The organism is Stakelama pacifica, assembly GCF_004361835.1.
GTDB lineage: Bacteria > Pseudomonadota > Alphaproteobacteria > Sphingomonadales > Sphingomonadaceae > Sphingomonas > Sphingomonas pacifica.
This window is the reverse complement of the sequence record NZ_SNWD01000019.1, coordinates 19,976-41,036: the sequence shown is the minus strand read 5'-3', so window position 1 is coordinate 41,036 and position 21,061 is coordinate 19,976. Positions and strand designations below refer to the sequence as shown.

Genomic DNA, 21,061 nt, shown 5'->3' with positions numbered 1-21,061 from the left:
TTTGCAACTTCTTGTTAAAATTGGTCACCTCAACGCAGTCATATTACGCGCGAGGTCGTCGCACTGCCTGCTTGCCGAGTTTTTCGTGGATCTGCTCGACGATAAGATTGTTGCCACCTTCGACCGAGCGCCCTGTCAGATGGTAGAGCAGTCCGACCACGAACCCGCCGATCGGCAGCAGGTAGAGCAGCCAGGGAAAGGCGAAGCGAATCCGGGTTACGGCATCGAGGCTCCACAGGAAGGCTGCGCAGAGCGTTCCCACCGTTGCGGCCATCGGGACCAGGATCAAAGCCCACCGCAGCACCGACATGGCATGGGTGCGGCGATCGCGAATGAACGCTGCCATGTTGAACTGGTCGTAGAGATTGCGAAATGTCGCGCGCACGATTCCTCCTTGCTGCCTTACGGCGCCTGGTAGGAATCATCGGCCCTTGCGAGGGCGGTTCGGCCGAATGGCCCGGCGGAAATCCATCGCCGTGCCCGAGCATATGCTGTCCGACGGCGACCTGGTCAACCAACGGCAGGGTCACGATGAGACGATTGTTTTGCTGAGGATCAATAATTGGCTCACCCATGGAATAAACCCCGACGGGCGTCGTCTACCCTTTCGAGACTGATCCGCAGGAGGCTTATGCGTAGACGAAATTGGATGCTGGGTCTGACTGCTTCGGCCATGCTCACCGGCGCAGTCGCGGCCGCCCCCGCCGATGGCTACGCCAGCATGGTATCTGCCGCGATGGACCGGATGATGGCGGGCATGATGGTCAAGCCGTCCGGCGACGTCGACCGCGATTTCGTCGCGATGATGCTTCCGCATCACCAGGGCGCCATTGATATGGCGGTGGCAGAGCTGCGCTACGGCCATAACGAGCAGCTCAAGCGCATCGCGCAGGAGATCATCATCGATCAGCAGCAGGAGATCGCCGCCATGAAGTTGGCGATCGGTCAGCCGCTACCCCCTTCGACGCCAGCCCCGACGCAGGGCGGCGACCACCACAGCCATATGGAGCACTGACATGATCCGGACCTTCCTGCTCTCGGCCGCCTTGCTGATGAGCGCCGCACCGGGCATTGCCATGGCTCAGCAGGCGCCGTGGAACGCCAAGGACGTGCCTGTCAGCCACCGCGACCGCGTCTATGCATCCGAACAATTCTCCAACACGGTGTCGGTAACGGACCCGGCCGACAACAGGTTGCTCGGCGTCATCAAGCTCGGCGATCCGCAGCCGATGAATTTTTCCCCGCTCTACAAGGGGCAGGTGCTGGTTCACGGCCTCGGCTTCTCGCCGGACGGGAAAACACTGGCGGTCGTGTCGATCGGATCCAACGCCGTGTCGTGGATCGACACCGCCACCAACACCGTCAAGCACACGACCTATGTCGGGCGCAGTCCGCATGAGGCGTTCTTCACGCCGGACGGCAAGGAGGTGTGGGTCACGGTACGCGGCGAGGATTACATCGCCGTGCTCGACCCCACGACGTACAAGGAGACCGGTCGCATCAAGACGCCCGGTGGTCCGGGCATGACGATCTTCTCTCCCGATGGTCGATACGGCTATGTCTGTTCCTCATTCAATCCGGTGCTGGCCGTGTTCGATGTCTCGACCCACGCGCAGGTCGGACAGGTGGCGCAGCCGAGTCCGTTCTGTCCCAACATCGCCGCGACGCCGGACGGCAAGCAGGTTTGGTTCACGCTGAAGGACATCGGCAAGACGGTCGCATTCGATGCCAAGCCGCCTTTCGCGATCCTCAAGGTGCTGGATACCGGACCGATCACCAATCACGTCAACTTCGCCCGCACGGTCAAGGGACAGTTCGCCTATGTCACGGTGGGCGGGGAAAACGCGGTGAAGGTGTTCCGCACGTCCGACTTCGCGCTTGTCGCCACCATCCCGGTCGGCAAGATGCCGCACGGCGTCTGGCCATCGGGCGACGGCCGGCGCATCTATGTCGGGCTGGAGAATGCCGATGAACTTGCCGCGATCGACACCGCCGGCAACAAGGTCGTTGCCACCGTGCCGGTCGGACAGGCACCGCAGGCGATCGCCTATGTGCCGAACGCTGTTCCGACAGGCCCCGGCACCGACAATCTCCAACCGCTCGGTACGGCAGGCAAGGCGGTGCATCTGAACATGGGGCCGATTGGCGGCAATGGTGCGGCAAGCAGCATTACCCTCTTCGACCAGGGCATCATTCAGGTCGTGCAGAGTGCCGTTACCGGTTTGCAGCCCAAGAAGCCTTACATGCTCGTGCTCACCGCCAACGCGGACGGCAGCGGTGCGGTAGAGCCGCTTGCGAACTTCATGAGCAATCCGGCAGGTGCGGCGATCGTCAACGCATCGGGTCCGATCCGGCAGATCGTTCAGGGCAGTGCAGCGGCCCCCCGGCGCTTTCTGGCGGTCGCCGAGGTAGTGAATGGCGCACCGGGCCGCATCGTGCAGGTGCAGCGCGACTGAGATGGACCCGCTTGCCGCCGCGATCGAGCCCCTGGTCCCCGGTCTGCGCCGTTATGCCCGGTCGTGGTTGCGCGATCAGGCGATGGCGGATGACCTGGTGCAGGATTGCCTTGAGCGCGCGGTCGGGCGCTGGCGGCAACGACGCGGGACGGAGGTTCGCCCCTGGGTCTATGCAATCCTGCATAATCTGTTGGTCGATCATAAGCGGCAGCATGTCCGGCGAGGTACGGCGGTTCCGCTCCACCTCGTGGACGACGTTGCGCTCGGTCGCCCGGCCGATCAGGACGCAGGCCTGCACCACCGAGACCTGTTGCGCGCACTTGATGCGTTGCCCGAGGAGCAGCGGACGGTGCTGCTCCTCATTTCCGTCGAAGGTCTGTCATATGGGGAAGTCGCTGCCGTCGTCGGTGTGCCGCTGGGAACGGTGATGTCGCGCATATCGCGGGGGCGCGACCGTCTGGCGACGCTCCTCCGGGAGGGTGAACGGCCACGATTAAGGAGTATTCGATGACCAGCCCGATCGGAGAGGACGATCTGGCCGCGTGGATCGATGGCAGGCTGTCGCCCGAGCGGCAGCGTCTGGTCGACGCTTACCTTGAAGGCCAGCCGGACGTGCATGCCCGTTTGCGGGAGCAGGCGGAGCAGGCGCGAGCCCTTGCATCGCTTTTCGCTCCAATCGCGGATGAACCTATCCCGGCGACGATGCGCGTCGCAGCCATCAGGGGACGGCAACGCCAACCGCGTTGGCAACTCGCCATCGCCGCGTCGCTTCTGCTGGCGGTCGGGTTTGGCGGGGGCTGGTCGAGTGCGCGTTGGAGCGGCGAACCCCGCGCGGGCATCGCGGCGCTGGCCAACGAGGCGAGTGATAATTTCCGTGTCTATGCCGCCGACCGGATACGACCGGCGGAAATCGGCCCCGACCAGCGCGCCATGCTGATCCGGTGGACCTCCGCCCGATTGGGTGAGCGCGTGACCATCCCGGACCTCAGCACAGCCGGTTACCGCTATGGCGGGGGGCGATTGGTCGCGACGCCCCACGGCCCTGCGGTTCTTCTCCTCTACGATGGACCGCAAGCGTCAAAGCTCGCGGTGCTGACGAGGCCTATGCAAATCGACAAGAGCGCAAGCATGACCAGCACGTCCAGCGGGACCATGGGCCGGGTCACATGGGCTGTCGACGGGATCGGCTATAGTGTAGTGGGCGAGCGACCCGCTGCCGAGCTGCATCCGATCGCCGATGAGGTCCGGCGCCAGGCCGATGCGGGGCTTGTCTCCTGATAGCGCCTGGCCGCTTCTTAGCGCCGACAGGCACTGGGCGGACCAGCGGGATCACGGCTTGCGCTCGGCATCCTTCCGGTCGGCCTCTGCCGGAGTCAGCCTGGCCCGCTCGCGAATGCGACGTTCGAGCGGAGCGCCCGCGAACAGTACGAGCATCGCAAGGCTCAACCCGCCGATGATGAGCGGCCACACCGCCAACCCTGCTGCCGCGCCGATCGTGGCCGTGACCCAGATGCACGCGGCGGTCGCCAATCCATGCACTTCCTGACCCTGGCCGACCCGCAGCACAGCGCCGGCACCGATGAAGCCGACGCCGGACAGAATGCCCTGCATCGCCCGTCCTGCGGCATCGGCGTTCACATTTGGCAAGCCACTGTGCACGATCGCCTGCACGGCGATGCAGCTCGCCAGACCGACGAGGCCCAGCGTCCGCAAGCCCATGATCTGCCGGTTCTCGCGCGAGCGTTCCCAGCCGAGCACCATCCCAGCCGCGGTCGCCACCACCAGCCGCCCGATCGCATCGATCCAAAAGCCGAGGTCCGATGCCGCTGATGCTTCGATCATTCGACCAGCACGTCCACATGATGCCAGGCGGTGCACAGATAGCCGGCGAAGTTCCACATCGTATCCGGCCGCTCGGGCTGACCCTGTCCAGTCTCGTCGAAGGCGCGCACGACAAGGTGCTGGCGCCCCTTGGCGAGCGTGGCGTCGAGGGTCCAGCGCCGCCAACCCCAGTGCGCCTCCGGATCATCGGTGAACGTCGCCTGTTGCCAGTCGCGACCACCGTTTACCGACACTTCGACCCGAGAGACGCGGCGATCATAGGCGATGGCATAGCCCTCGATGCGCACCTCCCCGGCCGGCAGGCTTTCGCCAGAGCCGGGCACGCAGATCGCGGCGTTGAGCGGCATGGCATTGATGGTCAGACCCTGGCTCCAGTCGGCGGTGTCGCTCGTCACATCGGCAGGAAAGAGCTTGTAGTCGTGCGCCTGGATCGGTGCGTCGGATGGCGTGTCGCGCACCTCGATCCGTATCAGCCATTTGGCGCTCCGCACCCCGGCATAGCCCGGCACCACCATGCGGAGCGGTGCGCCGTGTTCGGGCGTCAGCGGCTCGCCGTTCATCGCCCAGGCAATGAGGACGTCGGGTTGCCGCGCCTTGTCCATCGCGATCGAGACCCCGAACGATGCTTCCTCGCCTTCGACGTCCACCTCGTCCGCGCCGGTGAACGCCACAAACAGGTCGGACGCATCCGGCGCACCGACGGCATCCAGTACGTCGGACAGTCGTACGCCGGTCCACTCCGCATTGCCGATCGCGCCCACGTCCCCACGGGTCGCCGGACGTTTTTGCGACCTGCTGAAGATCCGTGCGCCGGTTGCCGGCGCACTGGAGAACTGCCGTCACCGTCCGCGTGGCGAACGCGCTTTTCAGTTCCTCCACCGAGAAGGAGCGGCTCGCCATGCCCGTCCCGCTCACTTCGATCCGGTGATCGGCGGACAGATCGGGCACTGCACCATGGCTGCGCACGTAGAAGAGCGCCTGCGGCGTCAGGAACCGCTCGATCAGCGCGCCGGGCGTCGGCTCGGCGTTGTAGGGATCGGATTTGCGCTCGATCATATCAGTCATGGACGAACCAACGCCGCAAGCGCGCGGATCGCTTCAAACCTTCAAAACTATCGCAGACGAAGGATTACCGATCGTTCCGATATACAGATTGGAACGAACAGATCAAACGGTTGGTCGTATCGATCAGTTTGCGCGATACAAGCTGCATGACCCTGGAGCAGCTCAGAATCTTCGTCGGTGTCGCCGAGCGCGAACACGTCACCAAGGCAGCAGAGGTGCTGAACGTCACGCAGTCCGCTGCCTCCGGCGCGGTCGCGGCCCTCGAAGCGCGCTACGGGGTTCCTCTGTTTCACCGCGTCGGGCGTGGCATCCAGCTGACCGAAGCGGGCCGCGGCTTTCTGGAGGAAGCGCGCGCGGTGCTGGGGCGGGCAGCGCATGCCGAGACGATGCTGGCAGACTATGCCGGGCTTGCCCGTGGTTCGTTGCGGATCGTCGCCAGCCAGACGATCGCAAGCTACTGGTTGCCCGCAAGGCTTGCCGCCTTCCACGAGCGCCACCCGCAGATCGCGGTCGAGCTGGGGATCGACAACACTGAGGGCGCGGCAGCGCAAGTCCTCAGCGGCGCGGCGGAACTTGGGTTCGTCGAGGGCGAGGTGAACGAACCGGCGCTCGCCCACTGGATCGTCGGGCGTGACCCGATGGTACTGGTCGGCCGCGAGGACGTCGGGCATGTCGACGAGGACTGGCTTCGCACTGCACGCTGGATTGTCCGCGAGCAGGGATCAGGCACGCGCTCGACCTTCGAGGACGTGTTGCGAACGCGCGGATTCGATCCGACGCAGCTGACGGTCGCCATCACGCTGCCGTCTAACGAAGCGGTGCGTACCGCGGTCGAGGCCGGTGCCGGCGTCGCTGTGTTGTCGCGATTGGTCGTCGCACGCGCGCTCAAGGCCGGCGATCTGGTCGAGCTGCCGCTTGGGTTGCCCGATCGCGCCTTCCACGCGCTGCGCCACAAGGAACGCTATCGCACCCGCGCGGCCGACGCGCTGACGGACCTCATCAAGGAGCAGGTCGCATGAATGCCGACACGCACTCCGTTCTAAGCGGCTTCAAGCCGCTCAGCCGGCTCGATCACCCCCGCGAGATGATCCGCCAGTTCACACCCAACTGGTTCGCCGCAACGATGGGCACGGGCATCCTCGCGCTCGCGCTGCCGCAGGTGCCCGGCATCGGACCTGCGCTGAAGCCGGTCGGCGAGGTGTTGTGGTTCTTCAACATCGCGCTCTTCATCCTGTTCGCCGGTCTTTATGGCGCGCGCTGGGCGATGTTCGGGCACGAGGCGCGGCGCATCTTCGGGCATAACACCGTATCGATGTTCATCGGGACCATCCCTATGGGCCTCGCAACGATCATTAACGGCTGTCTAGCCTTCGGCATCGCGCGGTTCGGGGACGGCATTGTGCCGGTTGCTCATGTCCTGTGGTGGATCGACGTCGCCATGTCGCTCGCCTGCGGTGTGCTCCTCCCGTACCTGATGTTCACCCGCCACGAGCACAGCCTGGACGGCATGACCGCGGTATGGCTGCTGCCGGTCGTCGCAGCGGAAGTGGCGGGTGCCAGCGGCGGGCTGCTCGCGCCGCATCTGACCGATCCCCACGCGCAGATCGTGACGCTCGTGACCTCGTATGTGCTGTGGGCCTATTCGGTGCCGGTCGCGTTCGGCATCCTCGCTATCCTGATCCTGCGCATGGCGCTCCACAAGCTCCCGCACGAGAGCATGGCGGCATCCTCCTGGCTCGCGCTGGGGCCGATCGGCACCGGGGCGCTGGGTATGCTGGTGCTTGGGGCGGATGCGCCGGCGATCCTCGCGGCGCACGGGCTGGTCGGTGTCGGTACCGTCGCGCAAGGGATCGGCGTCGTCGCCGGGCTCTGCCTGTGGGGTTTCGGCCTGTGGTGGCTGGCCCTCGCGACGCTCATCACCGTCCGCTACTGGCGCGCCGGCGTCCCATTCAACCTTGGCTGGTGGGGCTATACCTTCCCGCTCGGCGTCTACACCGTCGCCACCTTCCGCCTCGGTACGACGCTGAACCTCGGCTTCTTCGGTATCGTCGGCACGGTGCTGACGATCGCGCTCGCGGCGATGTGGCTGCTGGTCGGTGCCAAGACGCTCGCCGGAGCGTGGCGCGGCAACCTGTTCGTCTCGCCCTGCATCGCTACCCCGAACTGATCCACCCTGATGATCGGATCAGTCGGTCCGATCACTTGCAGAACGCCCCTTCGATCCGCCAGCGTGGCTGGCCATAGGAGAGCCTTGTCATGTACAATTCTGACGCCGCGCTGGCGGGTGAGACCAGCCGTCGCCGCTTTCTCAGCCACGCGGTGCTCGGCACCGCTGGCCTCGCCGCTGCACCTGCGCTGGCGCAGCAACTCGTCGACCTGAAGCTGCCCGGCGGCAATGCCGAGCGGCCGATGACCAGCGCCTTTCCCGGCAAGGGCAGCATGATCCTCCAGCGTGTCCATCCGCCCTTGCTGGAAACGCCGATGGAGGTGTTCGACAAGTCGGTGTTCACGCCCAACGACCAGTTCTTCGTCCGCTGGCACTGGGCCGACATTCCGACCTCGATCGATGTCGAGACTTTCCGCCTCAACGTCTTCGGCCACGTCAACCGACCGCTGTCGATCAGCCTCGCCCAGCTGCTGCGCCTGCCGCGGGTCGAGATGGCGGCGGTCAACCAATGCTCGGGAAACAGCCGTGGGCTGTTCCAGCCGCGTGTCGCCGGCGCGCAATGGGGCAACGGCGCGATGGGCAATGCCAAATGGCTCGGTGTGCGCCTGCGCGACGTGCTCGACCTCGCCGGGGTCAAGCCAGGCGCGGTGCAGGTGCGCTTCGGTGCGCTCGATCAGCCGGTCGTGGCGGGCGCCCCTGACTTCGAGAAGGCGCTCGACATCGACCATGCCCGCGACGGCGAAGTGATGATCGCCTTCGGCATGAACGGCGAGCAGCTGCCGCTCCTCAACGGCTTTCCCTGCCGGCTGATCGTCCCGGGCTGGTATTCGACCTACTGGGTCAAGATGCTGAACGCGATCGAGGTACTGCCCGGCCCTGACGACCAGTATTGGATGGCCAAGGCCTACAAGATACCGGCTACACCCGGCGCGAATGTCGCGCCCGGTGCCAAGGACTTCCCGACCGTGCCGATCAATCGCATGATCCCGCGCAGCTGGATGACCAGCCTGCCGGATGGCCAGGCGATCGCCTATGAAGCGTCCATCCCGGTTGGCGGGATCGCGATGGGCGGCGACTGCGGCGTCGCCAAGGTCGATGTCTCATCCGATGGTGGCCGCACTTGGTACAGGACGACGCTCGGAGCGGACGAGGGCAAGTATAGCTTCCGGCGCTGGGATGGTCGCGTGCCGCTTAGGCGCGGTCCCAACCCCATCATGGTGCGCTGCTGGAACGCCAACGGTGTCGCCCAGCCGATGAAGCCGATCTGGAACCCCGGCGGGTTCATGCGCGGCAACATCGAAACCACCACCATCATTGCGGCCTGAGGAGCGAGTAGCATGAAGACCCCGTCTCCCGGCATCATGGCCGCTGGCCTGATCGGCCTGACCGGTATCATCCTCATCTCGATAGGTGCGCCGAGCAGCCGCAAGGCGTCTGCCCCGATCTCCGAGACGTCCGAGCCGGCGCCCCCCGTCAGCGTGTCGGCCCGCGGCTTCTCGCTTACCTCGACCAGCGTCGACCTGCCGGTCGACGACGCGAGCTATCCCGATGGTCCGCACGCCGACGTCATCAACGCCAACTGCACCTCATGCCACTCGGCCAGTATGGCGCTGACCCAGCCTGCGCTATCGGCGGCTCAGTGGAAGGCGACCGTCACCAAGATGCGCGAGGTGTATAAGGCGCCGGTGGCCGAGAAGGACGTCGACGCAATCGTCGCCTATCTCACCGCCATGCCGCATCAGAAGGCGGCACCCGCAACCGGCAAGGCGCAGGACCCCGACCCCAAGGTGGCTCCCGATGTTTCAGGTGGAACCGGCTAACCGAGCCACTTCCATAATCCCAAAATACCATCTCAATCGGGAAAGTCGCTGGTGTCATAACCGGACGGTTGTGAAGCTGCCGCAGGCCCACGTATTCTTGCGCGGCGCGAAGTGTCAGAACCGTGGTTCGAAATGTCCGCTTTCGAGAACGGTCAATTTACTCGCTATCACCGACTTGGGCGTATCAGGTCATACAAAGGGCTAAGCTGCCAAGAGCGAGGGCGAGATGCGTAGCGGCCTGAGCTGATCCGGTGCCGGCCTATCGTCCCGCTCCCAGCTATAGTCGCCGGTGAGCGCGATATGCTCCCAGCCCAGCGGTGCGATATGGCGGGCAATATCGTCCGGCGCTCCCATGTCGGCCAGTGACCGTTCGAGATAGCGTGTGTTCCACAGGATGATCGCGGCGACCAGCAAGTTGAGGCCGGAGGCGCGGTAAGACTGATTTTCGAACTGGCGGTCGCGCAGCTCGCCGAGCTGGTTGAAGAACAATGCGCGGGCAAGCGCGTTGCGCGCCTCCCCCTTGTTCAGCCCCGCCTGGGTGCGCCTGCGCAGATCAATGTCCTGCAACCAGTCGAGCATGAAGATCGAGCGTTCGAGCCGTCCGAGCTCGCGCAGCGCTAATGCCAGACCGTTCTGGCGCGGATAGGCGGACAGCTTGCGCAGCATAGCCGACGCGGTGACGGTTCCGGTTCGGATCGAGGTGGCGAGCCGCAGCAGTTCGTCCCAATGCGCGGCTAAGTGGTCGTGCGCGATCGGATCGCCAACCATGCCGGCAAGCAACGGCCCCGCTTCCTGCCCGGGCAGGAGGTGCAGGCGGCGCTCCTTGATATCACGCAAGCGTGGCGCGAAGCGGTAGCCGAAGAACGGCATCAGCCCGAACACATGGTCGGACGCGCCGCCCGTATCGGTATAATGCTCTTCGATCGACAACCCGGTCTGGTGATACAGCAAACCGTCGAGGACATAGGGAGCCTCGCCCGCGGTCGCGGCGATCACGCGCGAGCCGAACGGGTCATACTGGTCCGAGATATGAGTGTAGAACGACACACCGGGTTCGTTGCCGTTGCGCGCGTTGATATCGCTGATCGCAGCGCCCCGCCCGCCGGCATGGAATTGCTGTCCGTCGCTCGACGAGCTGATGCCGCTGCCCCATAATCCGGCAAGCGGCATCGCGCGATGCGCCTCGATCAGTCGTCCGAGCGCCTCGCCATAGGCGGCTTCGCTGATGTGCCAGTCATGCAGATGCGCGAGTTGGCGCAGACTGGCACCACGGCAACTGTCCGCCATGCGGGTCAGGCCGAGATTGATGCCATCGGCAAGGATCACGGTCAGCAACGCATTACGGTCGTCGGCCGGACGGCCTGATCGCCGGTGGGTAAAACAGTCGCCGAAGCCGGTCCACGTATCCACATCGAGCAGGATATCCGTGATTTTCACGCGGGGGAGACGGTCATAGGCGGTGCGGCGGGCGACCTCTGCGGCGGGCGGTGTGATCGCCTTCAAAGGGGAGATCATCAGCCCGTTTTCGTCGAGCCGGACCTGCGGCAGTTCGCCCTGCCGGGCCAGCACCGTTACCCGTTCGATCGCGCGGTTCAGGCGTTCACGGCGATCCTCGATATGAGATACGAACCCGGTCGCGATCGCGAGCGGAAGTGGCCCCTTCTCGCGCAACGCTGCGAAGGTAGCGGGCGGAATGAGATAGCTGTCGAAATCCCGAAACTGTCGGCTACCTGCCACCCAGATATCGCCGGCCCGCAGCCGATCGCGAAGCTGAGACAGTGCGCAGAGTTCATAGGCCGCGCGATCAACGACACCGTTACGGATTACGAATGGACGCCAGCCCGCCGGCACGAAGCGCAGCGGCACCTTGTCAGGCAGGCGTCGTTTTCCAGTATGGTAGAGATCAGCGATGATGGCGAGCGCGTCGAGAATTCCCTGCACCGGCCCGGCACCGCGAAACTCGAACGCCCGCAGGAACTGCCCGGCGAACAACTTCACCGTGCGATGCCGCTCAATAAGTTCGGCCGTGCGGTCGATCGTCTCGGGGCGGACCAGGACTTCCGCCTGATCGACGGCGGAGCCGAACCGTTCCCAGTCGAACGGGCCGAGACGCGCGAGGGAGTCGATACCCTTGGCGTGTGCGTCGATGAGCACGCGGCAACTGTTGGTCAGGGTGCGCAGATGCCCCTGCATCTCGCGCACCGTCCTGATTGCCTTGTCGCGCGTTCGGTTTTCCGCCCGGCGTACCATGCTGCCGAGAAGCTTATCGAACATGGTGAGCGTCGCGTCGGTGAGGCTTTCCTCAAGGCGGATTGTTGCGGCCGCCAGTGTCGCATGGCGGCGTAGCGGGGTCAGTTCGCCGAGGTGCTGCGGCGTGATCCGTACCGCCTCGTCGGCAAGCCGGTCGAATGTCGCTGATGGGATCATGGCGGCGCGCGCAAGGTCGAGGCCGAGGTTGCGGACATGATCGAGCCGTTCCAGCAGCCGCAGGATGTTGCGCGGTGCCGGTGATTGCGGCGCATTGCGCAGCCAGGCCAGCCATGTCGTTCCCTGATCCGACCGCCGGGTCAGCAAGGCATCGAGCATCGTGAGCTTGTCAGGCTCAATGCCGCTGGTCAGGATTTCATGGGTGAGTTGTTCGGCCTGCTGGCGCGCGTGCCTGACGATTGCCTCGATGACAGCCGGGGGCGGCAGTAGTACCCGTCGCCGACGCAACTCGTCGATCACGGTGCCGGCAAGCAAGAGAGGCTGCGCGACGGTCTGCGCGACCGGCATCGCGAACGCCACGATCTCGCGAAAGTGGTTACGGTCGAAAGCGGTATAGCCGAACCGCTGCATGAGATCGGCGAGATGCCCGCGGCGGGTTTCATCGCGACGGGCGTAATCGTCGAACGCCTTTGCCGGCGCGTCGACCTGATCGCCGACAAAGGCGAGGATGGCACTCGGCGGTTTCTCACCGGCTTCCAGCACGCGGCCCGGCCAACGCATGTAAAGCAGCAGCAGCGCGAACCCGAGGCGGCTTGGCGCTCCACGTCGTTCGCTGACAAGATCGAGATCCTCACGGCTGAGGGTAAAGTGACGGGCGATCTCCCGTTCGTCGGTTGGAGGATCGTAATGTGAGCCGAGCGCTTCGCGTGTCAGCAACTGCCGTCTTGCCATGCGTCACGACCTTTCCCGCACTGTCCGTCAGACGGTCCTCTGGCGGCCAGCATGAATATGTCCGTCAACTCTGGACCCGCGATGGCGATTCGGACAAGAATGCAAATCGATGGGACAACGGACAGATCGGAACCGACCGTGGCGCTGATCGGCTATGCGCGGGTATCGACCGGCGACCAGAAGCTGGCGCTACAGAACGACGCGCTCAACGCGGCCGGATGCGAGCGCATCTTCGACGACCATGCGTCCGGCGCTAAAACTGATAGGCCGGGGCTTGCCGAGGCCCTGGCCTATCTACGTGGCGGTGACACGCTAGTTGTATGGAAGCTGGACCGCCTCGGTCGCTCAATGAGCCACCTGATCGAAAAGGTCGGCGAACTGGCCGCGCGTGGCGTTGGTTTCCGATCGCTCACCGAGCAGATCGACACCACCACGTCGGGCGGGATGCTCGTGTTCAACATCTTCGGCTCGCTCGCCCAGTTCGAGCGCGACCTGATCCGCGAGCGCACCAACGCCGGCTTGAAGGCTGCGCGGGAACGGGGGAGCCTTGGCGGTCGGCGTCCGGTCATCACGCCTGACAAATTGCGCAAGGCGCGCGATCATATCGCGGCAGGCCTGACGGTCCGGGAGGCGGCCACGCGGCTCAAAGTCGGTAAAACAGCGCTCTACAAGGCGCTCGAAGGCGCCGCTGCCAAACCGTAGCAAAGCATGAGGAAAGAGTGATGCACGAACGCGACCCCAACATCGTCACTTCGAGCCTATCCGGCGTCGTTACAGAGCAGGGCATCACCGTGAGTGTAAATATCATAAGGCTCGAGAATGAGCCGGGTTGGTCGCTCGAAGTGGAAAATGAGAATGGAACGTCCACGGTGTGGGATGACCTCTTCGCGACCGACGATGCGGCTCATGCCGCCTTCCGCCAGACCGTTAAAGAAGAAGGCATGCGCGTCTTCCTCGATCAGGCTGTCGTCATTCCCTTCAGACGTTAGGACCGTCCGCGTTCGCCGTTCGTTCGATCCTAGCGTACGTAAACTTCACTTTCGTGCAGTGACCCCTATGTGTGGAGCGCCAGCTTGGAGCGCCTATGAGTTTCCTCGTGGCACCCCGGTGTGTGAAACCACGATAGTCAGCGCCCGCGAGCGAGCTTGTCCATAAGATCGTCCACCTCGGCCGCGCGGCGTCGATCGGCTTCGACTCGGCTCCGCCGCTCTTGCTCGGCCTCCAACCTAGCGGCCAGCGCCAGTGCCTCGGCTTCGCCGCGTAGGCGGAACAACACGGCAGGGCTGCCGTCTGCCGTGGCTGCCATCTCCATAGTGTAATCGGGAAGCTGGTCGGCCTCCACGACTTTGCGAAGCATCCTGTTGAACTCCTTGGGCTTGCTGTCGCTGCCGGTTTTGTCGCGCAGCACCTCCACCCGGCACGTCCACCCACCCTTTTGGTTGCCGGCATGTTTGCGTGCGATGCGGTACAAGGCGCGCTCTAGCCCGCCAGTCAGCAGGAAATAGTCCTGGTGCATGGTGAGCAGCGACCGCTCTCCCATGATGCCCTCATAGACCCAGTCCGATAGGGTGATTGTCATGCCCCGGGGCTGATCCGTGTCGGGGTCCACCTCCAGCGTCCACTTGTCGAGCCAATTGAAGCCGGCCTTGGTGCGCCGCTTCGGCGCACGGATAGACGTCGATATGGAGGTCGTCTGAAGCCGCTGGAGCGCGGCTTGCAACTCCTGATAGGCCCGGCCGCTAGTGTCGCGCTTGATCGCCCTTAGCAGGTCATAGGACGTGGTTCTAAGCGTCCGCGGAAGATCGTTGACCCCCTGCTCCCGCATCCGGTTGAGTGTCGAGGCTGCCCATATGAGAATATCGGCGTCCCATATCGTCGCCATGCCATATGCCGGGATCGCCTCGATCTTCACCCACGTTTCGCCATCCGGACTGCTATATTCGATCGGCTTCACCCGCTTGCGCTTCTGAAGCGAGAAGAACGGCCGCTCCATCGTCTCCCGCTGGTCCTTCAGCGGAAGATCGCCCATCAGCGGGATAAACAGGTCGAACTCAGGATTAGGGTTCGGGCGTTTGGTCATGCAGCATCAATCCTGCCATCCTGCACACTTGGGGATGTGCAGGTGTGCACACTATCACGCACGGCCAAATTGCCGATCAGCATCGTACTTGGCGACCAGTTCGCTGATCGCTTCGGCGAGAAGGTCCTGATGGCTGCGCCTCGTTCGTGCCGCCAAGACCCGGAAGGCCTCGGCCGTGGGGTCCGCCGGGTCGAAATAGGCACCGAGATGGTATTTGCCTGGCCGCTTCCCGCTCGATCGGGCGCTGCTCGCCGACGACACCGGAGTTGCGATCGGCGAATTATCCGCCTCTGCCTCGCGACGGGTTTGTGGCGCCACTGCCGGGGCCAACAGAGATGTCCGCTTCGCCATGTTCAAGCCTTCACGTTTGCAGGTGTGCAATTTATCAAATCATCAAGGAGGTGCTTCTGCAAGGCTGCAACCTCTTGGGCAGCCTTGCCTTTTGGCTCATGCTCGATGACGCCCAACCCGTAGGGCCAAGCTGCACGATAGGCGCTACGCTCTCGTAGAACGGTGCGCGCAACCCGGAGGCCGGTCGCTTCGGCAAGTGTCCGCGCGTCGTCCAGCAATGTGGACGCAGTTGGGGGAGCGGCGTTCAGCACAACAACGCCTGCCCGCCCGGTGCTGGTGATGAGTTGGGCAGTCCGCTTGATCGCATCCAGGTCGATAAGCGAGGGACGGCAAGGGATCACCACGAGGTCCGCGCGCTGGGCTGCGGCTGCGGCTTCCGCACCGGCAGCCGGTGGCGTGTCGATGATGGTCAGAGCAAACCCGTTTGCTTCGGCAGCATCTATCGCTTGGTCGAGCCGGCGCGCGCTGATCGGCTCCACATGGGGCAGCTCGGCCTCACGCCGTTCGCTCCACGCCGTTGCGCTTTCCTGCGGATCAAGGTCAAACAGCGCCGTCCTGATCCCGGCCGCCTGAGCGGCGACCGCAAGATTTACTGCCAGCGTCGTTTTACCGACTCCGCCCTTTTGCGCTGCAAGTGTGATAATCTGCACGTGTGCACACCTTCATTTCTGATACTGTGACGTTATGCACAATATCAGAATGGCACAACCCTGCTGTGACTCGCGCCCGGTGGTTCGTGGCTCCAACCTGCATCCGATAATGCGAAGTGCACCAGCTCCGCGTTGCCGATCGCAGGCGGCTCACCCTTTCGCCAGAAGCCCAGCATCTTGCCACGATCGTCCAGCGTGCTTTCTGTCACGACCGCACGCACCGCCTGGATGAACTGCCCGTGGCTGAACACATAGGCGAGGCCGGGGGAGGGCAGGGCGGCAAGCCGTGCCAGCACCGCTTCAGCACGGCGAAGCAATGCCCCGAAGCTCTCCGCACCCTCCCCGTCGCAATAGGCGGGATCGGCGTCGGTCCAGTACCGCTCCAGATGGGGCATTCGCTCGCTGCTGCGTGTGCCGTTCCACTGGGAGGGCTGGAGATAGGTAAACTCCTCGATCGGCCACACCTCCACCGGGACGACCGGAAAGCGCTGGATCGTCGCCTCGGCCGTCTGACGGGTGCGAAGATAGGGAGAGGTCACGATCAGGCTGGGCGTCTCGGTCCAAGCCCGCGCTACCTCCCGCGCCTGACGCCATCCCAGCTCGGTCAGCTCGATGGATGCGAGGTCATGGCAGGGCACGCCGGCGTTGCCGGTGCTCTGCCCGTGACGGATGAATACGGCCCTCATGCCGCCGCCTCCTTGTCCGCCAGCTCCCGCAATCCCTTGTAGAGCGTCGTGCGGCTCACGCCGTACCTTTCGGCTACGGCTGTCACGGTCGCGTCGGGGTCGGTCAACAGCAACCGGGCTTCGCGGAGCTGCCGGGAGGTGAGGGCAGGGGGGCGCCCGCCCATGCGTCCGCGGGCGCGCCCTGCCGCCAGACCGGCACGGGTACGTTCGCCGATAAGGTGGCGCTCGAAGTCAGCGAGGCTGGCGAAGATATTGAACACCAACTTGCCTGATGCCGTGGTCGTGTCGATCGCCTCGGTGACGCTCTCAAACGCGATGCCGCGGCTTGCCAGCTCGTTCACTGTCGCGATCAGGTCCGGGAGCGATCGGCCAAGCCGGTCGAGCCGCCACACCACCAGCGTGTCGCCGGCACGCAAGGCCTTCATCGCCTGCGCCAGCTCGGGCCGGTCGGCGTGCTTGCCGGATGCGTGCTCCGAATAGATCGGCTCGCATCCCTTGGCGCGCAGCACGTCAAGTTGCGGAGCGAGGTCCTGGTCGGCGGTGGACACGCGCGCATATCCGATCCGACGTGTGCCAGCCTGGCCGGGCAGGGGGGTGGCAGCCATGTTCAACATTCAACCTGCGACAGGGGTTTTCTGATCGCAGTTTTTCGCACGGGTTATTGAACAATTCAATGCCGCGAAACGCCAGCTTTCCTGCTGCTGCCGATGGTGTGCATCAAACGGCCGTTTTCTGAACAGCGGTAATGCGCCGGGTTGTTCTTGCGATCTGCCCGGCATAGGGGAGGGGGGTATATGGCTCATCTCTCCGGTTCCAACGCCGACCTGATCGCACGCGTGCGTCGTATCGCCGGCCAAGTCGGGGCCGTCGAACGCGGCCTCACGTCAGGCGACTCCTGCGCGACGGTTCTGCACTTGGTCGCGGCCGTCCGCGGCGCGGTGAACGGGCTGATGGACGAAATTATCGCCGAACACCTGGAAGCGCACGTTGCTCGGTCGGGGCTGACGGACGAGGAGCGCGCCCACGGAGCCGACGAGCTGCTGGCGGTGATCCGCCGTTACGCCAAGTAGGATTGTGCTCGATGCCTACCGCTTCCGAAATCGACCGCTTTGCCCACGATCACGTTTTCCTGGGCAGCTCGCACGACGAGAACGCCCGCCGAACCCTGTGGGTGGTCGCACTCACAGCCGTGATGATGGTCGGCGAAATCATCGCCGGATACCTGACCGGCTCGATGGCGCTGCTCGCGGACGGGTTCCACATGGCGACGCACGCCGGCGCGCTCTCGGTCGCTGCGGCGGCTTATGCGTATGCCAAGCGTCACGCGCGCAACCCGGCCTATAGCTTCGGCACCGGCAAGGTTGGCGACCTCGCCGGTTTCGCCTCGGCCATGGTGCTCGGCCTGATCGCGCTCGGGATCGGGGTGGAATCGGTGCTGCGCCTGTTTCAGCCCATCACGGTCGCATTCGGGGAGGCCACGATCATTGCCGTCGTCGGCCTAGGTGTGAACATCGCCAGCGCCTTTCTGCTCTCGAGCGGTCACCACCATCACGGGCACGGGCCCGGGCACGATCATCACCACGGGCACGATCATGCGCACGCCCACGGCTCTCACGGCGGCGACAACAACCTCCGCTCGGCCTATGTTCATGTCCTCGCCGACGCGCTCACCTCGGTCCTCGCCATCGCGGCGCTGCTCGCCGGCCGGTATCTCGGCTGGGTCTGGATGGACCCGGTCATGGGGATCGTCGGCGCGGTCGTCATCGCCCGCTGGTCATGGAGCCTGATGCGCGACACGGCCGCCGTCCTGCTCGATCGCACCGACGCGCATGTCGCCGACGAGGTGCGCGAGCTGGTCGAAGCTCCCGGCGACGCCCGAGTGACCGACCTGCACGTCTGGAAGGTCGGACCGGAAGCGCACGCGGCGATCGTCAGCGTCGCCGGCGTTCGGAATGGCGAGCTGGTCCGCCAGCGGCTCGCGCCGGTTCACGAGCTGGCGCACCTCACGGTCGAGGTGCGCTGATGCTCTACCTGCTTCTCAAGGCCGGCATATCGGCCGTCATCATCGTCGCCGTGTCGGAGATCGCCAAGCGCAGCCCCGGTTTCGGCGCGCTGATCGCCTCGCTCCCGCTCGTCTCGGTGCTGGGCATGATCTGGCTCTGGCGCGACACGCACGATCGGGCGCGCATGGCGGCCCATGCCGGCGCGACCTTCTGGTACGTGCTGCCGTCCTTGCCGATGTTCCTACTCATTGCGGCGATGCTCAACCGCGGCGCGCCGTTCTGGCTGGCGCTCGCCTCGGGGTGTCTCCTCACGGTTGCGCTCTACCTCGCGATGACGTGGGTGGGGCCGCGCTTCGGGCTCCAGCTCTAAGCGAGCCCGGACAAGCGAAGCGCGACGCCCGCCGCAGCGCACGCGCCTAAGGTCGGGATCACGCCCGACTTGAACCGGAACATCGCGACCAGGGCCGCGACGGTCAACGCTAGCGCGGCCGGGTCGAGGGTGGACAACACCGGCACGTCCAGCGTCCTGCCGGCGATCGGCAGGGCGCGGACTTGGTGAAACAGGGTGTGGAGCGCGAACCACACCGCCAGATTGAGCACCACGCCGACCACGGCTGCGGTGATGGCGGCGAGCGCGGCCGACAGCGCCTTGTTACCGCGCAGCTTCTCGATGAACGGCGCGCCCAGGAAGATCCAGAGGAAGCAAGGCACGAACGTCACCCAGGTCGTGAGCAAGCCCCCCAAGGTGGCGGCGAGCAGCGGGGGCAAGCCGGTCGCTTGCCGGAACGCGCCCATGAAGCCGACGAACTGCGTCACGATGATCAGCGGCCCCGGCGTCGTCTCCGCCATGCCAAGTCCGTCCAGCATCTCGCCGGGACGAAGCCAGCCGTAGTTTTCGACGGCCTGCTGAGCGACATAGGCGAGCACGGCGTAAGCGCCCCCGAACGTCACCACCGCCATCTTGGAGAAGAACAGCGCGATCTGCGTGAACACATTGCCCGGTCCGACTGACGCGAGCAGCGCCGCAATCGGCGCGAGCCACAGCGCGAGGAGCGCACCGCTGATCCGGAGCGACCATGCGAGGCTGGGGCGGGCGTGGTCGGGGACGTGCTCGCCAAGCGCGGTTTCGGCATCGCGGACGATCTTGCCGCCCGATGCACCGTGGCTGCCCCCGCCCATGAAGGCGGGGTGGCGTGCGCGCCCGCCAAGGAAGCCGGCGATGGCGGCCGCAAGAATGATGATCGGGAAAGGAACGCCAAGGAAGAAGATCGCCACGAACGATGCCGCCGCGATCCCGCGCATGACGTTGTTCTTCAGCGCGCGCGAGCCGATGCGCACGACGGCCTGAAGCACGATCGCGAGCACGGCGGCCTTCAAGCCGAAGAACAGCGCCTCAACAAAGGGGACGTTGCCGAACAGCGCATAGACCCAGCTCAGCGCCATGATCGCGACCAGGCCGGGGAGCACGAACAGCGCGCCAGCGACAAGCCCGCCCTTGGTCTTGTGGAGCAGCCAGCCGATGTAGATGGCGAGCTGCTGCGCCTCGGGGCCGGGCAGCAACATGCAATAGTTGAGCGCGTGAAGGAACCGCTCCTCGCCGATCCATCGCCGCTCCTCGACCAGCACGCGGTGCATCATCGCGATCTGGCCGGCCGGGCCGCCGAAGCTTAAGGCGGCAACCTTGGCCCAGACCCGCAGCGCTTCGCCGAAGGGGATGCCGTGATCCCGCGGGCTCGGGCCTGCGATCGGCGCGGTCGCGGTCGCCTCCATCGTCATTCTCCTCGTCGCCTGGTGAAGTGGGCGTAGAAGCCGTCGAGCGCGCCCGCGCCTCGCGCGAGCCGGTCGGGGTCGTCGGGCGTGGCGGCGCATATCCCCTCGATCAGCGCGCTGACGCCGGCCGTCTCCGGCCGGCCGAACTTGTCGTCGGCGATGTCGAGGTCGTGGATGATCTCCGACAGCGCGACGAGCGCCGGGTCGCCGTCGAGCCCTCGGCGGAACACCAGCGTCTCGAAGGTGCAGCGGTCGCCTTCGTGCGTGAACTCGGCGTCCGCCATGTCGAAGCGCAGCTCGCCGGGCTCGGGGGCGTAACCCTTGCCCTCCACGAACTTGAAGGTCGCGTCCGGGTCGATGAAGCGCCGGATCAACCACGCTGACGCGATGCGGTCGACGTGGATGTGGACGCGCGTGACCCAGGTGCGCCCGCGAAGCTCGGCCTGGGCCAGCTCGGGCGCGCCCGGCCCGGTCACGTCGGGGTGCTGGCCCGCCCGGGCTTCCGCCGGGGCAAGCGCCGCCTCGGCCGTTTGCCGCCCGTGCGCGCCGAAGAAGTCGATCGCGGCGATCTCGTCCAGCCGGCGGCGCAACCGGCGAACCTCGCCGGGGGGAACATACTCGCCTTCCGCCAAGGTCCGCGCCTCGCGCGCCAGCTCCTCGTAATCGGCATCGCGCGCCGCGTCGAAAGTTCCGCGAAGCTCGGGGTCACCGATGCCACCTACCAGCCGCGCCTCTAGGATCAGCGCCTCGCCGCCATTGTCGGCAATCTCGCGGTGCAAATCCTCGAACAGCGCGCGAGTGTCGGCGCGGTTGGGGAGCGCGTGGACCGCGTTCTTGAGCGGCGCGGCCCCGATCGCCTGCAAACGCCGCCACACCTTCACCCGCAAATAGGCGGGCTTGGCGGGAAGCTGCGGGATCAACAGCAACCAAGGGCTGGGTTCGGCGTTCGTCATAACTGTATCATCCGGATTTTGGAGTGTAACGGTTGCATCATCGTTCATGCAACCATAGA

General features: G+C 65.2%; 24 protein-coding genes, 1 pseudogene and 1 riboswitch. Of the genes and pseudogenes, 13 read left to right on the top strand and 12 right to left on the bottom strand.

Features of this window, described 5'->3' with window-relative positions; all coding sequences use genetic code 11:
* Window positions 1-43: 43 nt before the first annotated feature.
* Window positions 44-385: a hypothetical protein gene (locus EV664_RS17960; protein ID WP_037529335.1), complete on the bottom strand. Its 342-nt coding sequence runs from the start codon at window positions 383-385 to the stop codon at window positions 44-46.
* A gap of 23 nt (window positions 386-408) precedes the next feature.
* A riboswitch (Fluoride riboswitch) is annotated at window positions 409-485 on the bottom strand.
* A 164-nt stretch (window positions 486-649) separates the two neighbouring features.
* On the opposite strand from EV664_RS17960, the gene EV664_RS17955 reads away from it, so the two are divergent.
* From EV664_RS17955 to EV664_RS17940, 4 genes are read left to right on the top strand one after another with little or no spacing between them, the layout of a single operon-like run.
* The gene (locus EV664_RS17955) at window positions 650-1,015 is read left to right on the top strand and encodes a DUF305 domain-containing protein (RefSeq protein ID WP_229668351.1); all 366 of its coding nucleotides are present in this window, start codon (window positions 650-652) and stop codon (window positions 1,013-1,015) included.
* 1 nt (window position 1,016) lies between these two features.
* Window positions 1,017-2,456, top strand: a complete 1,440-nt coding sequence (locus EV664_RS17950) for a YncE family protein (RefSeq protein ID WP_056496544.1) — start codon at window positions 1,017-1,019, stop codon at window positions 2,454-2,456.
* A 1-nt stretch (window position 2,457) separates the two neighbouring features.
* Window positions 2,458-2,967: an RNA polymerase sigma factor gene (locus tag EV664_RS17945; RefSeq protein ID WP_055982122.1), complete on the top strand. Its 510-nt coding sequence runs from the start codon at window positions 2,458-2,460 to the stop codon at window positions 2,965-2,967.
* Window positions 2,964-3,734, top strand: coding sequence for an anti-sigma factor family protein (locus EV664_RS17940; protein ID WP_037529333.1), 771 nt, complete (start codon window positions 2,964-2,966; stop codon window positions 3,732-3,734). The genes EV664_RS17945 and EV664_RS17940 overlap by 4 nt, the downstream gene beginning before the upstream one ends.
* Window positions 3,735-3,785: 51 nt before the next feature.
* On the opposite strand, the gene EV664_RS17935 is transcribed toward EV664_RS17940, so the two are convergent.
* From EV664_RS17935 to EV664_RS19700, 3 genes and pseudogenes are all read right to left on the bottom strand, one after another.
* Window positions 3,786-4,298: an MgtC/SapB family protein gene (locus tag EV664_RS17935; protein ID WP_052149081.1), complete on the bottom strand. Its 513-nt coding sequence runs from the start codon at window positions 4,296-4,298 to the stop codon at window positions 3,786-3,788.
* A complete protein-coding gene (locus tag EV664_RS19705; protein WP_268237696.1) occupies window positions 4,295-5,059 on the bottom strand; it encodes a molybdopterin-dependent oxidoreductase in 765 nt (254 codons plus the stop codon). The genes EV664_RS17935 and EV664_RS19705 overlap by 4 nt, the downstream gene beginning before the upstream one ends.
* A 70-nt stretch (window positions 5,060-5,129) precedes the next feature.
* A pseudogene (locus EV664_RS19700) lies at window positions 5,130-5,198 on the bottom strand (hypothetical protein); the annotation flags it as partial.
* 311 nt (window positions 5,199-5,509) lie between these two features.
* Here EV664_RS19700 and EV664_RS17925 point away from each other — a divergent pair.
* The 4 genes from EV664_RS17925 to EV664_RS17910 all read left to right on the top strand — a co-directional run bounded on the left by EV664_RS17925 (window position 5,510) and on the right by EV664_RS17910 (window position 9,350).
* On the top strand, window positions 5,510-6,382 hold the full coding sequence (locus tag EV664_RS17925) for a LysR family transcriptional regulator (RefSeq protein WP_133497066.1): 873 nt from the start codon (window positions 5,510-5,512) through the stop codon (window positions 6,380-6,382).
* The gene (locus EV664_RS17920; RefSeq protein WP_133497065.1) at window positions 6,379-7,530 is read left to right on the top strand and encodes a TDT family transporter; all 1,152 of its coding nucleotides are present in this window, start codon (window positions 6,379-6,381) and stop codon (window positions 7,528-7,530) included. The genes EV664_RS17925 and EV664_RS17920 overlap by 4 nt, the downstream gene beginning before the upstream one ends.
* A gap of 89 nt (window positions 7,531-7,619) precedes the next feature.
* The gene (locus EV664_RS17915) at window positions 7,620-8,855 is read left to right on the top strand and encodes a molybdopterin-dependent oxidoreductase (RefSeq protein ID WP_133497064.1); all 1,236 of its coding nucleotides are present in this window, start codon (window positions 7,620-7,622) and stop codon (window positions 8,853-8,855) included.
* A 12-nt stretch (window positions 8,856-8,867) separates the two neighbouring features.
* Window positions 8,868-9,350, top strand: coding sequence for a c-type cytochrome (locus tag EV664_RS17910; protein WP_037529331.1), 483 nt, complete (start codon window positions 8,868-8,870; stop codon window positions 9,348-9,350).
* A gap of 201 nt (window positions 9,351-9,551) precedes the next feature.
* On the opposite strand, the gene EV664_RS17905 is transcribed toward EV664_RS17910, so the two are convergent.
* Entirely contained in the window at window positions 9,552-12,509 is a 2,958-nt protein-coding gene (locus EV664_RS17905; protein ID WP_056496545.1) for a Tn3 family transposase, read from the bottom strand.
* A gap of 138 nt (window positions 12,510-12,647) precedes the next feature.
* Between EV664_RS17905 and EV664_RS17900 the strand changes: the two genes are divergently transcribed.
* Window positions 12,648-13,211: a recombinase family protein gene (locus EV664_RS17900; RefSeq protein ID WP_056496550.1), complete on the top strand. Its 564-nt coding sequence runs from the start codon at window positions 12,648-12,650 to the stop codon at window positions 13,209-13,211.
* Window positions 13,212-13,231: 20 nt separating this feature from the next.
* Window positions 13,232-13,498, top strand: coding sequence for a hypothetical protein (locus tag EV664_RS17895; RefSeq protein ID WP_037529330.1), 267 nt, complete (start codon window positions 13,232-13,234; stop codon window positions 13,496-13,498).
* 137 nt (window positions 13,499-13,635) lie between these two features.
* On the opposite strand, the gene EV664_RS17890 is transcribed toward EV664_RS17895, so the two are convergent.
* From EV664_RS17890 to EV664_RS17870, 5 genes are read right to left on the bottom strand one after another with little or no spacing between them, the layout of a single operon-like run.
* Window positions 13,636-14,589 (bottom strand): replication initiator protein A, encoded by a 954-nt coding sequence (locus EV664_RS17890; RefSeq protein WP_018251363.1) that lies wholly within the window; start codon window positions 14,587-14,589, stop codon window positions 13,636-13,638.
* 54 nt (window positions 14,590-14,643) lie between these two features.
* Window positions 14,644-14,907 carry a ribbon-helix-helix domain-containing protein gene (locus tag EV664_RS17885; RefSeq protein WP_133497063.1) on the bottom strand — a complete coding sequence of 88 codons (264 nt, stop codon included), beginning with the start codon at window positions 14,905-14,907 and terminating at the stop codon, window positions 14,644-14,646.
* A 35-nt stretch (window positions 14,908-14,942) separates the two neighbouring features.
* Window positions 14,943-15,590: a ParA family protein gene (locus EV664_RS17880; RefSeq protein ID WP_018251365.1), complete on the bottom strand. Its 648-nt coding sequence runs from the start codon at window positions 15,588-15,590 to the stop codon at window positions 14,943-14,945.
* Window positions 15,591-15,634: 44 nt separating this feature from the next.
* Window positions 15,635-16,276: a histidine phosphatase family protein gene (locus EV664_RS17875; protein WP_018251366.1), complete on the bottom strand. Its 642-nt coding sequence runs from the start codon at window positions 16,274-16,276 to the stop codon at window positions 15,635-15,637.
* Entirely contained in the window at window positions 16,273-16,890 is a 618-nt protein-coding gene (locus EV664_RS17870; protein WP_018251367.1) for a recombinase family protein, read from the bottom strand. The genes EV664_RS17875 and EV664_RS17870 overlap by 4 nt, the downstream gene beginning before the upstream one ends.
* A gap of 180 nt (window positions 16,891-17,070) precedes the next feature.
* On the opposite strand from EV664_RS17870, the gene EV664_RS17865 reads away from it, so the two are divergent.
* The 3 genes from EV664_RS17865 to EV664_RS17855 are packed head-to-tail and all read left to right on the top strand — an operon-like array spanning window position 17,071 to window position 18,649.
* The gene (locus tag EV664_RS17865; RefSeq protein WP_018251376.1) at window positions 17,071-17,346 is read left to right on the top strand and encodes a metal/formaldehyde-sensitive transcriptional repressor; all 276 of its coding nucleotides are present in this window, start codon (window positions 17,071-17,073) and stop codon (window positions 17,344-17,346) included.
* Between the two features lie 11 nt (window positions 17,347-17,357).
* Window positions 17,358-18,299: a CDF family Co(II)/Ni(II) efflux transporter DmeF gene (gene dmeF, locus EV664_RS17860; RefSeq protein WP_018251375.1), complete on the top strand. Its 942-nt coding sequence runs from the start codon at window positions 17,358-17,360 to the stop codon at window positions 18,297-18,299.
* Entirely contained in the window at window positions 18,299-18,649 is a 351-nt protein-coding gene (locus EV664_RS17855; protein WP_018251374.1) for a DUF3147 family protein, read from the top strand. The genes dmeF and EV664_RS17855 overlap by 1 nt, the downstream gene beginning before the upstream one ends.
* Here the strand turns inward: EV664_RS17855 and chrA are convergent.
* Together chrA and EV664_RS17845 are read right to left on the bottom strand one after the other, a co-directional pair.
* Window positions 18,646-20,055 (bottom strand): chromate efflux transporter, encoded by a 1,410-nt coding sequence (gene chrA, locus EV664_RS17850; RefSeq protein WP_018251373.1) that lies wholly within the window; start codon window positions 20,053-20,055, stop codon window positions 18,646-18,648. The genes EV664_RS17855 and chrA overlap by 4 nt on opposite strands.
* Entirely contained in the window at window positions 20,052-21,002 is a 951-nt protein-coding gene (locus tag EV664_RS17845; protein WP_018251372.1) for a chromate resistance protein ChrB domain-containing protein, read from the bottom strand. Before EV664_RS17845 ends, chrA begins: the two co-directional genes overlap by 4 nt.
* Window positions 21,003-21,061 lie beyond the last annotated feature (59 nt).